The following is an 11,690-nucleotide window of genomic DNA, read 5'->3' on the forward strand; positions in this document are numbered from 1 at the left end:
CCTACTCCTTCACCAGCGCCGCCCACCGGTTCCCGGCAGGCTCGGCCGCCACTGGCTCGGCGGCCGGCGCTGTGGGCTCGTGATCGACGGTGTCCACTGTGGGGCGGTTGTGGGCCTCTTCGGAGGCCCTGGAGGCTTCCGCGTAGGGGCGGTGGTCAATCGGGATGGTGCGCAGCAGCACGGCCCTCGCCCCGGAGCCGAACATCACGGCCCTCCCCTTGGGCAGGGCGGACAGGTCGGCCACCGACATGATGTCGTCGGTGGCGTCCTGGCGGGAGGTGGACCCGGAGTCCTTCTGCCTCGAGGAGGAGACAGAGGTGTAGGTGTACTTGCCGATCAATTCGACAAGCATCTTCAGGTAGCCCTCCTCCTTGACGTTGCCGCCGTAGGTGACGACGTTGGCGGTGGAGAACAGCTTGCGCATCCCGGACTCCCCCCACACGTCCACGCCCTGGGACCAGGACTGCAAGAACGTGGAGACCACGATGCCGCGAGACCCGTAGTGGCTGTAGAGGTTGGGCAGGTTCATCCATCGGCAGACGTTGGCGGCCTCGTCCAGCACGCAGAGCATAGGAGTGGCCAGTCGGCCCCCGCGCTGGGTGACGGCGTGCTCCTCGGCGGCGGTCACGGTGGCCACGGTCAGGGCGGTCACCAGGGGCCCGGCGGTGCCGGCCCCTTCCTTGGACAGCGCGTAGAGGGTGTGCTTGCCGGCCACGAACGCCTGGGGATCGAACTGCGGGCGATCGTCGTCCGGGCCCGTGGGGTTGACCCAGGCGGCGATCTTCTCGTTCTTCAGGCACGCGGCCATCTGCAGGGCGGTGGAGTAGACGCTGCCTCGGTACTTCTCCGGTTGCTGGATCGTGCTGGCCACCGAATCGGCTTCCTTGGTCCACCCGTGCTCATCCAGCAGTAGTGCCGGGGTCTCATCGGTAGAGCGGGTCAGCCAGTAGTGCACCCGCTCGATGGGCTCCCCGCCCACGGCGGCCGCGAGCAGCAGCCCGGCCAGGAGGTCCTTGCCGGCGGAGTCGAAGTGACCATCGCCCTTGGCGCCGACGTCTCGGGAGCCAGCGGCGAAGTTGTTCGCCATCTCGGCGGCGCGCTCACTGTCGGTGACGTAGGTCAGCGGGTTCCACCACCAGGTCGGTTTCTCCCCGGCCACACCTTGGGGGTCGAAGACCCAGACGTCGCCGTCAGCGGCGCGGAGGTCGCGGGTCAGGTCGGAGAGGTCGCGTTTGTTGGAGGTGGCGATCACCGGGCCCGGGGCCTCGATGATCGACGGGGCCGCCTGGGAGGTGGTCTTGCCGGTGCGGGTGCCCCAGATGTGCAGGAGGGTGTCCTCCCAGGAGGCGTAGAGGGTGTGGCCGCCGCGGACCATCTTGCCGAGCATCACCCCGGGGGTGTCGACGCCGAAGCGAGTCGCTTTGGCGCGGGCTTGCTTCTCGGTGAAGGGTGCGACGTCGCGCACCGAGGCCATGCGCGGTGCGGCGCGGTCGTGCTTGACGACCTTCTTCGCCTTCTGATGGCGCTTGAAGCCCCACAGCACCAACAGTGTTGCCGCCACCAACCCGAGTGCGGCGGCCAGGACGATCTCCGTGGTGCGCCACGGAAGGTCTCCGGTGACTACGCCCAGGGACCGTTCCCAGTACCCGGTGGGCAACGGGCTCGGGCGCGGGGTGAGGGCGTGGCCGGCGCTGGCGAGGACGTAGAGGATGGCCGGGACGCCGACGAGGGCAAAGAGCAGGGTCAGCAGCAGGGCGACTTCCCCGCCGCCGGTCTTGTACTTGCGGTCCAGGGAGCTCATCGTTCGCCCCTCTCCTGAGCAGCGCGGGACTTGGCCTCGTGCCACTTCTTCTCGGTGTCGTGGACCTGGGACCGGCGTTCGGTGGGGGTGAACTCCATGGCGAACGGGATCCCGGCGCGGGAGCCGACCTTGATGAAGAACTTCCCCTGGCCCGGGGGCGGGGTGGTGGTGCGGTCGTCGAAGTACCAGGCGGCGTTCTCATCGTCGGCCAGCCACTCGTTGAGCTCGACGTCGGTGAACGCCTGGTCGGTGGGGGCGTAGACGTCGTCGTTGGTGTACTCCAGGGCCTCGTCGCCGCGGCGGTTCCAGGCGGGTGGGTCCTGCCAGTTCGCCAGCTGCTCCTGCTCGCGCATCGACAGCGGCACGGACTCGGTGAGTAGGGGCATCTCGGACTTGGCCAGCCCACCCAGGATCTTGATGCCGCAGCGGTCCATGATGCCCTTGGCCTTCGCCCGGTCCTCTTCACCGCGGACGGCCAGAAGGTCGGAGGGGGTGTGGGAGGCCATGATCTGCCCCACCCCCCATTCCCGGTTCAGGCGGGTCAGGGCGTTGACCTGGTCCACGATGCCGGGTCCGGCCGCCAGGGTGTTCCACAGCTCGTCCAGGATCACCAGGAACCGCTGACGCTCAATCACCCCGTCATCAGCGAGCATGTTCGAGGTGGTCACGGTGCCGAAGCCGGCCGACCAGCAGGCCATCAGGGTCGCCGCCCGCAGGTCGGATTCGGTCTGGGAGATGCGGGAGAGGTCGAAGACCATCGGGCGGGAGGCGTCGATCCGGTTGGTGGAGGGGTGGGCGAACATCTGCCCGAACGCCCCGGAGCCGCACAGGGAGTTCAACGAGGACTCCAGACCCTCGGTGATGTCCTCGTACCGGGCGTCGTCGCCCCGATCCAGGGCGACCTCACGCACCTCGACCGGCTTGTCCTTGAGGACCTGGCGCAGATCGGCCATCACCGGCACCGTGCCGTTCTCGGCGTGGCGGGTCTCGAGGACGGTGAGGCACCGGTCCAGGATCGATTCCTCCCGCTCATCCAGCGGCTTCTTGCGCAGGATCGCGATCAGCGACGCGATCAGCGACCGGCGCCGGGAATGCAGTTCATCCAGCAGCTCCTCCGCCCTGGCGGGTGAGAGCAGCTTGGCGGCCGCGACCGCCCCGCAGTCATCCAGGGGGTTGATGTGCCCAACCCCGCGGCCCAACGGGAGGACGGCCCCGCCCAGGTGCTCGATCATGGCCACGTGCTCGCCCTTGATGTCGCCGAGGATCAGCGGCCACACCCCGAAGGCCGCCAAACCGATCGCCATCCGGCGCAGCAGGGAGGATTTGCCCAACCCGGGGTTGGCCATCACGAAGGCCGAGGGATTGGAGATCACCCGCAGCTTCAAAAACCAGGAGATCGGGTCACAACACACCGGTTCGCCGGAGAGCAGGTTCCGCCCCAACGGCACCCCCTCCAACGGGGAACCGCCCCCCATGGGGAAGGGGAACAGCCCGCACACCTGGTAGTTGGTCCCGCGCATCTCCCGGATCGGATGCAACAGCTGCGCCTCGCCCAGCCCTCGGCCCTTGTGCCCCCGCTGACCCGGGCGGTGGGTGGAGGTGGCCGTGACGGAGGTGCTGCCGGTGCGCTGAGGCTTGGCAAAGACCTTGCCGCCCCTCACCCGGGCGAAGGCCCGATCCAAGACGGTCGTGGTGGCGTTGCCCCGACTGGCCGGGAGGATGATCTGGTCTCGCTGCTTCTGCTTCATCACAGGGCGTTCCTCACGGTCGAGGGCAGGGCCAAGTGGTCCGGAATGACCACACCCAGTGGGAGGCCGGCGGCGAAGGTAGAGTCCTGGGCGCCGTAGGCCTCCTCCAGGCGGATCCTCGCCGACGTGCCGAGGTTCTCGATGATGGCTTCGGCCTCATCCAGCTCGCCCTTGGAACGCACCGTGGCGGTGACCACGAGCCCGAAGTTCAGCAGCCCCGCCCCGTCGGCCTCCTCAGCCGCGGTCGCCTGGGCGGCGCGGGTCTCGCGGGTGTCCCGGGCGGTGGCGCGGTTGCGGGAGGAGGCGTTGAAGGTGGCGGTGTTGATGTCGTTCTCCACCATCTGCGCCGCCCGGGCCGGATCAATGGGACGGTAGAGCAGCGTGACGCGCTTGCGCACCAGCTCGGGGTTCGGGGCGATCAGGGCCTGGAGCACGTTGGCCTGGACGGTGGAACGCGGGGGCACCGACATCGCCCAGGACTTCGACCAGGAGTTGTTGTGGTGGTAGCAGTCCCAGAAGGTGTCGGCGGCCTGGGGGCCGACCTCGCTCCAGTTCAGTTCCGGGGCCTTGCCCTGGGCGTGGGCGCGGTCGAAGAGGATTGCCTCGGCCGGGTCGTAGGCCACCCGGATCACCTCGCACAACTGCTGGGCCGTGAGCGGGGCCGCCACCCCCGCCCCGGTGTCATTGAGGGACAGGGTGAGGTTGGGCAGGCGGGCGGCCAGGTCATCGGCGACCTCGTCCGGCTTGCGGATGCGTCCGCCGGCCCGCACGGAGGCTTTGAAGGTCACCGCGATGTAGGCCCGGGTGACGGTGGCCCCGGTGGGCAGCATCTGCACCGTCTCGTTGATCACGTCACGGGCGAAGGCCGGGGCGTTCTCAGCCATGCGCGCTTCGATCTTGCGGGCCAGGCGGTACCCGGAGTCCGGGGTGGTCTCGATGGTCACCGAGGCCGCGGTCAGACCGGGCTCATCGGTGAGCATGCCCAGCCAGTGCGCCCAGCGGTCCACCCACCGGTTGATGTGCTCCTGATCGACCATGCCACCGCCATCGGGCTCGGAGGAGAACACCACGGTGTAGTGGTGCTTCTGCGGCACCTCGACCAAGGCGAAGGGGCGGCCGTAGCCGTCGACGTGCTCCGTGATCCTGGAACGGGCCGAGATCCCGGGCAGCTTCGTCGTGCCCTCCGGCACCCGGGACACCGGCCCGGCCCGGTAGACGTTGGCGCCGGCGTAGACGGTGTTGGCCCACCCGGCGCGCCGGAGGATGCGTTCGATAAGGGTGCGTCCGTGCTTGTTCTTCTGCATGGACAGGGCGATCAGGACCAGGATCACCGCTTCGAAGGCCAGGGCGGCCAGCCACAGGTTGAGCATCATCAGCAGGATCCCGCCGACCACCCCACCGATCAGCAGCACGGTGCCGGCCGTGGAGAGCCCGGCCAGGCCCTTGGAGGTGGGGGTGCGGAAGTTGCCGTATACCCGCGGACGGTTCTCGGTTTTAGCTTCGGTCTGCGCCATCAGGGCGGCCCTCGTTTCCGGTCTCGTTGGCGATCTGCGCCTTGATGGCACGTGCCTGTTGCTGGGCGGCCTTCGCCGCCTGTCTTGGGCCGGTGGGTCCCGTGGGACGGGCCCCGGAACGCGACGGTGCTGCACCAGCACCGGACCCCGGCGTGGGACGGGACCCTGTCACAGCCCCGGCGCGAGGTGCCGCCCCGGCGCCGGGGGTCGGTTGCGCCCCGGTCCCCGTAGAGGACCTCTGCGCACCGTCCTGGCCGGGGGTGCCCGTGGCGGACGCTCCCGCCGCTCCAGTGCCTCCGGTGCTTCCTCCGGTGCTGGAGGTGCCCGCCTTCGCGCTGGACTCGGTGGCCTGGGAGACGGCTTCCCCGGTCTTCTGCACGGCGTTGGCGGCCGCCATACCTGCAGCGACGGGAGCAGCCGCCGCACCAGCCGCAGCTGTCCCAGCGGAGCCCGCCGTGCCTGCAGCACTGGCCCCAGCGGTGCCGCTGGCCCCACCGGGAGGCGAGGACGGACCAGCAGGCGCGGAACCCGGCCCGCCCTTCGAGGAGACGGAGGACTGCGACGGCGATGCGGAGGATGAATCAGAGCCGAACCCGCGTCCCGAGCGAGCCAGGTGAGAGGCGCCCTGCGGGATCGCTGCGCCCATCGCCGCGATGCCCAGCGCCCCGCCGCCACCGCCGGAGGAGGACATCGAGCCGAGTACGGGGCTGAGGAACCCGATGAGCACGGGCAGGGCGAACACGGAGGCGACGATCATCATCAGCCCGGCGGCGAACTGGATCAGCCCGCTGCCGGAGTCCTCCCACACCCCGGTGGTGGACATCTTGATCGCCAACCCGTAGATCAGAGCCGCGGCGGGCTTGTAGAAGGCGAAGGCCAGGGTCCAGGCGATGACCTTCTGGAAGAAGTTCTTGCCCGTCTCGGTGTTCAGGAACGCGGCGGAGAGCGGCAGGATCCCGGCCATCAGAAACAGCATCCCGGTGCGCAGCACCATCAGCATCAACTGGATGATGTTCACGACGATCGCCACGACCCCGCCCACGATGATCAGGATGACGTTGCCGCCCAACCACACCGGATCGGCCGCCCCGGCGCTGGTGGCGTTGTCCAGGGCCAGGAGCTTGAGCACGTCGGTCTGGAAATCCTCCCCGATGGCGGAGTCGATGATCTGTAAGGCCAGGGCGTCGGTGCCGGCCACCAGGACGTTGAGGATCGTCACCCCCGAGGCCGTCACCACGGCCAGGGTGAGCAGATTCTTCAGCAGGTCCCGGGCCGGTTCAGCCCGCTGCGTCCAGGCCATCTGGGCCCCGGCGATCATCACGCTCAGTGCGGCCACGGCCAGGGTGAGGTAGAAGGTCTGGTCCTGGATGAAGCCCACCGACCCGGACAGGTTCCCCGCCCGGGCCGGGACGAGGAAGCCGATCAGGCTGGTGGCCCCACCGATCAGCGCCGCCCCGGAGGCCAGCACGGTGGCCGTGTTCACCAGGCCGGCCCCGTCGCCGCGGCGGGCGTTGGTGGCCAACACGATGCCCAGGAACAGCACCCCGAACACGCACACCCCCAGCCCGATCCAGCTCGCGTAGCTCAGCAGCAGGTCGATGTAGGCGTTGAACTCCCCACGCGCCGGAGCTTGGGAAGCGGGTGCGCTGCCGCTGGTGAGGTTGGCGCTGTCGATCCGAGTCCACATCGACCCCAGGGAGGCGATCGTGTCGACCACCGCAGCGGTGACACCGTCGGCGATCTGATCCAGGGCATCCCCAGCAGCTCCGGTCAGTGCTTCGCTGACGCTCTCCTTGCCCGTGCAGACAAGATCCCAAAACTCACAGTTCTCCTCAGCCATCGCTGGGTCCCCATTCGATGTAGCCGCTTAGGTCTGACACACGGCCTGAGACAGGCCCACCGCTGCCGTCGTCCTGGAACTGGAAGCGCCAGTCGCCCTCGTGCCACACGAGGTCGCCCGCTGTCGTGATGTAGATCTTTTCCGTCCCGTCGTCCACGGCCGCGACGACTTCCACCGTTGCCTTGTCACCCGTGTAGGAGAGGAGACGGAAACCAGCAATCTGCACGGGAACCGACGAGTTGTCACCCTCAGCGACTCTCTCCTGGAGCCCTCCAATGGCGATCTCCTTGCCGGGGCTCTCCACTCCCAGTTTCCGGGTGGTCTCCAGCAGCAGCTCAGGGTCACTGCTAGCCGTCAGCATGTTGGTCGTGGCAAGAAGTGCCCCTTCGGGGGTGTGGGAGTAGCAGGAGCGCACACCCGTTGACTCGTCTACGGTGCCCGGTCCGTGCTCTTCGGAGAACGGTGCGTAGATCGCGCCCAGGGCGGTCCATTCGACGTCCTCGGGGGCCTTCGTGAGGGTGGTGCCGCCGGTGGCGTCCAGGCCGCACGTCGACTCGCCGCCCGCCACCGGTTCGGCGGTGGTGGCTGGCGCCGGGGCGGCCTGGGTGGGCTCTTCACCGTCGGGCCACAGCCACAGGACCACGCCCAGCACGATCAGCATCGCGACGAGGACTGCTGAGATGAGGAAACGGGGGGTCTTCCACCAGGTGTTGTTGTCGTCGGTCTCGATCTGATCTTTCACCTGCTGCTCCTTGGGTGGGGGACGTTCCTCGGGATGCCTACGGTCATGCCCCGGAGATGAAGGAGAGGATCGAGGCGCCGCCGGAGATCAGGGCCACGGCCAGGACGATCTTGATGATCCCGGAGACCTCCTCGGTGGTCTCTCCACGGCGGGCGTCGAAGGCCATCTTTCCGCCGACGACCAGCAGGCCCAGGACGGCGATGCCCAGGGCGATCCACTTGCCGACGCCGACCATGCGGTTCCAGGTGTCGCCGATCCCGGGAGGGGCCAGCGGGTCGGAGTCGGGCAGGGCGGCCGGCAGTGCGAGCACGGTGTCCTGTGCAGCCAGTACGAGGTCGATCATTGGGGGGTCCTCTCAGAAAGTGCTTCATCGGCTGCCTCACCGAGGGCGGTGAGGACTTTTCTCGGCTCCCGCGCCATGGACTCCCAGTCCACGGTCCCGGTGAGCCGGAGCTCTTCGATCCAGGGCACCACCCAGGTGGAAGGCACACCACCGGAAATCACCCGGGTCTGTGCTGCCAGGGGTTTCGGGGTGCGACCCGGGGCATCGGCCACCAGGACCAGGCCTTGGAGATCCACATCGGGGTGGGCGCCGGCTGCCCAGTCGCGGGCGGCGAGACGGGCGGCGTCGAGGCCGTGTTTGTTCTGCCGGGCCACGAGGAAGACCGGCGCGGGGGTGTGCTGGGTCTTCTCATCTGGGCGGGCGGGCCACCGGTGGTGGCAAGCGGTCCCGCCGAGCAGGTCGGCCAGGACGGACTCCCCGGCTCCACCGTGGACACCGAGCCAGAACACGTCATGGGCGTCGGTGAGAAACCGCCCCAGTCGCCCCTCGTCTTCGGAGAGCCCGGTCACGCCTCGCTGGGGTTCCGAGGCGCCGCGGAGGACCGTGACGGTCTCCTCGGTGACGTCTTCGAAGAGGGGGTGAACCGGGGTCGGCCCAGGTGAAACCAGGTCTGACCAGCGGTTGTCCATCACATCTCCTCACGGGGGCTCGCCTAAGCTTGAGGATGTATCCACTAAACAACTATTGGGGGGAATAGACAGTGCTAGTGAACTTGAGCATTACTATAGCCACTTCTGTGTACTATGGCGAATGCGTGGATGGAGGTGGTTGTGGTGGCTGATGCGCTCGACCGGCTCTTCGAGGGCCTGCCGGAACGCCTCGGCATCGATGACCTCACCAAGGTCCTCGGACTGGCCGACCGCACGGTCACCTACCGCTGGTTGCGCGACGGGATCGTGCCGGCGATCAAGCTCGGCAAGACCTGGCTGATCCTGCGCGATGACATCAAGGACCATCTGCGCGCCAACTACAACGTCCCCCATTCCACCGACAATGACGGGGCGCACACGAACGAAGAGTAGGGAGAGCACCATGGCTCAGGCATTAGAGCGGCCGGTCTGCACGGCGAGGATCGCCGCCGACGACAGCGTGGAAGTGACCGTCGACCGGGTCCCCTACGAGTTCGACTCGATGCCCGCAGCTATCGCCCACGTCGTCTCTATCGCCGATGACCTGGGGCGACCGGTCAAACTGACGGCCATCGACCCGACCTCTGCGACCGAGCCGGAGACGCGACTGATCGTCGCCGCGGACGGCTCCGTGACAGCAGATGCCAGTGCCTCGGCCAAGAAACGACCCTCCCGTGGAGGCTCTTCACGTGTTGTCACAGTCGACGACCTCGTACCGGAGCCTGAACAGACGACACGCCCGGTAGCGGCCACCGAAGCAGGCGCTGACCTGAGCGAACACCAGCCCGCGGAGCCTTCCACCGATGCGGAGACCCCGCAGACGCTTCCCGAGGCTGATGTCCCCCATTCGGGGGACGCATCCGAGCTCTCAGATGCGGACCCACGGCCAGAGACCACCGCGGACGACACGCCCGCCAACGACCCGGCGCCCAGCAGCTCCACACCGACCCCGGTCGTCGCCGAGGCCGGAGATCCCCGCTTGCAGCTGCCCCGGGAGGCGACCACGGAGACACCCGAATCCCCCGCCCGCCACGGCTGGCGAGGATGGTGCAACCAGGCCCTCGGACTGTCCCTGGCGGCCTCGCCCGCCGAGCGGGCATCCCGTGCCCGCCGGGTGCGGATCCAGCGGCCGCTGGAGACCCACCGCACCGTGGCGGTGCTCCAGCTCAAAGGTGGGGGCGGGAAGACCACCACGGCCTACCACCTGGCCGCGACCGCCGGGCGGGTGCGCGGGGGCAACATCCTGGCCGGGGAGTTCAACGAGAACCAGGGCACCCTGGCCGAACGCTCCCTGGCCGGCGGCCACGACCGCACCACCCTGGACCTGATCCGCAACCTGGAGACCGTCACCCGCCGCACCGCCGACCTCGTGCGCTACGTGCGCCCCCAAGGCGATGACCGGATCCACGTGCTCGCCTCCCCACCCGAGGGCACCGACCGCACCCGGGTGGACGGACGCTCCGTACGGGCCGCCCATGAGACGCTGCGGTCCCTCTACAGCCTGATCCTGCTCGACACCGGCAACTCCGCCCAGTCCTCCACCTGGCGTGCCGCCGTGGACGTGGCCGACTCCCTGGTGCTGGTGGCTCACAACCGCGAGGACGACGCCCGGCTGCTGGAGGCCACCGTGGCCGCCGTCGCCGCCGAGGGGCACGGGCAGAAGCTGGTCCGGTCCGTGCTGGTGGTTTCCAACACCGCCACCAACAACACCGAACGCCTCACCCGCCTGCGCGAGTACGCCGAGGCGGTCGGGCTGGCCGGGACCGTCGTCATCCCCTTCGACAAGTCCCTCCAGGAAGGACGGGCCTTCCACTACGACGCCCTGCACCCAGCCACCGTGCGGGCTTACGAGGAGGCCACCGCCGCCCTGATCGACCAGCTCTGACCCACACCCCCTCCCATCCCCCCAGGAGGCTGTGATGTCGGCTGGATCCCCCCGTGCCCTCGGCGCCGTCGTGGCGCTGCTGCTGGTCTTCGCCATCGGCTCGATCGTGGCCCTGGCCGTGCTCGTCGCCACCCTGGCCGAGGACGAAGAACAGGCCTCAGCCAGCTCCTGCACCGTCACCGCCGTCACCACGGGCAACGACAGCGGTAAGGAGGGTGCACCGAACATCCCCAACGGCTGGGCGCCACTGGTCGAAGACGCCGCCCGGACTGCCGGGCTGCCCGTGAGCGTGGTGGCAGCACAACTGGCCCAAGAATCCGGGTGGAACCCGGACGCCACCAGCCCGGCCGGCGCCCAAGGCATCGCCCAGTTCATGCCCTCCACCTGGGCCACCTACGGCAACGGTGGGGACCCCTTCGACCCCGCCGACGCGATCCCCGCCTACGGCCGCTATATTGCCGCCCTCAAGGACCAGGTGCAGCCGATCGCCGGTGACGACGCCGGTGAGCTCGTGCGTCTGACCCTGGCCGCCTACAACGCCGGCCCCGGGGCAGTGGAGCAGCACCAAGGGATCCCGCCGTACCAGGAGACCCGCGACTACATCGACACGATCCTGGACACCGGCCAGTCCCAGTTCTCCGCCCACTGCCAAGCCCCCACCGGGGCCATGGCCTGGGACGGAGACCTCGGCGACGGAGAGTGGACCACCCCCCTGCCCGGGGGCGTGTTCACCTCCGGCTACGGCGGCCGCGCCCTCGCCGGGGTCCCCGGGTGGGCCAACCAGCACGAGGGTGTGGACATCGCCACCCCCGGGGCCGGCCAGGGAAGCGGCGGGGTCGTCGTCGCCCCGACGTCCTTACGGATCACCGGGTTCAACGCCACCGATGGGTGCGTGATCGCCAAAGAGAACGGAGACGACCCCGACTTCGGCTTCGCCTTCTGCCACCTGCACTCCTGGGACGTGGACAAAGGTCAGCAGCTCAAACGTGGTGACGTCATCGGCACCGAGGGCAACCGCGGACGCTTCGGGATGGCCACGCACCTGCACTTCGAGATCTACAAACCCGACGCCCCCGAGGTGGTCTTCCCCTACCAAGGGCACAACCTCGATCCCGAGCCCATCCTCAAACAGAAAGGAGCATGGCCGAAATGACCCGACACCGCCTGATCACCGCCCTGGCCCTGTGC

The 11,690-nt window shown here is 68.8% G+C and carries 10 protein-coding genes; 3 read left to right on the plus strand and 7 right to left on the minus strand.

Annotation, left to right across the window (positions count from 1 at the left end; genetic code table 11):
• Window position 1 precedes the first annotated feature (1 nt).
• From Q0817_RS15200 to Q0817_RS15230, 7 genes are read right to left on the minus strand one after another with little or no spacing between them, the layout of a single operon-like run.
• Window positions 2–1,801: a type IV secretory system conjugative DNA transfer family protein gene (locus Q0817_RS15200; RefSeq protein WP_298589987.1), complete on the minus strand. Its 1,800-nt coding sequence runs from the start codon at window positions 1,799–1,801 to the stop codon at window positions 2–4.
• The gene (locus Q0817_RS15205) at window positions 1,798–3,549 is read right to left on the minus strand and encodes an ATP/GTP-binding protein (protein WP_298589990.1); all 1,752 of its coding nucleotides are present in this window, start codon (window positions 3,547–3,549) and stop codon (window positions 1,798–1,800) included. The genes Q0817_RS15200 and Q0817_RS15205 overlap by 4 nt, the downstream gene beginning before the upstream one ends.
• A complete protein-coding gene (locus Q0817_RS15210) occupies window positions 3,549–5,063 on the minus strand; it encodes an SCO6880 family protein (protein ID WP_298589993.1) in 1,515 nt (504 codons plus the stop codon). The genes Q0817_RS15205 and Q0817_RS15210 overlap by 1 nt, the downstream gene beginning before the upstream one ends.
• Complete coding sequence (locus Q0817_RS15215; protein WP_298589996.1) at window positions 5,044–6,903, minus strand: type IV secretion system protein; 1,860 nt, start codon at window positions 6,901–6,903, stop codon at window positions 5,044–5,046. The genes Q0817_RS15210 and Q0817_RS15215 overlap by 20 nt, the downstream gene beginning before the upstream one ends.
• Window positions 6,896–7,645, minus strand: a complete 750-nt coding sequence (locus tag Q0817_RS15220) for a hypothetical protein (protein WP_298589999.1) — start codon at window positions 7,643–7,645, stop codon at window positions 6,896–6,898. Before Q0817_RS15220 ends, Q0817_RS15215 begins: the two co-directional genes overlap by 8 nt.
• Before the next feature lie 43 nt (window positions 7,646–7,688).
• Entirely contained in the window at window positions 7,689–7,988 is a 300-nt protein-coding gene (locus tag Q0817_RS15225; protein ID WP_017832684.1) for a hypothetical protein, read from the minus strand.
• Window positions 7,985–8,617: a DUF6668 family protein gene (locus tag Q0817_RS15230; RefSeq protein ID WP_284564033.1), complete on the minus strand. Its 633-nt coding sequence runs from the start codon at window positions 8,615–8,617 to the stop codon at window positions 7,985–7,987. The genes Q0817_RS15225 and Q0817_RS15230 overlap by 4 nt, the downstream gene beginning before the upstream one ends.
• Window positions 8,618–8,746: 129 nt before the next feature.
• Between Q0817_RS15230 and Q0817_RS15235 the strand changes: the two genes are divergently transcribed.
• From Q0817_RS15235 to Q0817_RS15245, 3 genes are read left to right on the plus strand one after another with little or no spacing between them, the layout of a single operon-like run.
• The gene (locus Q0817_RS15235; protein WP_298590013.1) at window positions 8,747–9,010 is read left to right on the plus strand and encodes a helix-turn-helix domain-containing protein; all 264 of its coding nucleotides are present in this window, start codon (window positions 8,747–8,749) and stop codon (window positions 9,008–9,010) included.
• 10 nt (window positions 9,011–9,020) lie between these two features.
• A complete protein-coding gene (locus Q0817_RS15240) occupies window positions 9,021–10,502 on the plus strand; it encodes a hypothetical protein (protein WP_298590016.1) in 1,482 nt (493 codons plus the stop codon).
• 34 nt (window positions 10,503–10,536) lie between these two features.
• Window positions 10,537–11,655, plus strand: coding sequence for a transglycosylase SLT domain-containing protein (locus tag Q0817_RS15245; protein ID WP_298590019.1), 1,119 nt, complete (start codon window positions 10,537–10,539; stop codon window positions 11,653–11,655).
• Window positions 11,656–11,690: the final 35 nt, after the last annotated feature.

Origin of the sequence: uncultured Kocuria sp. (genome assembly GCF_947500125.1) — a bacterium.
Lineage (GTDB): Bacteria > Actinomycetota > Actinomycetes > Actinomycetales > Micrococcaceae > Kocuria.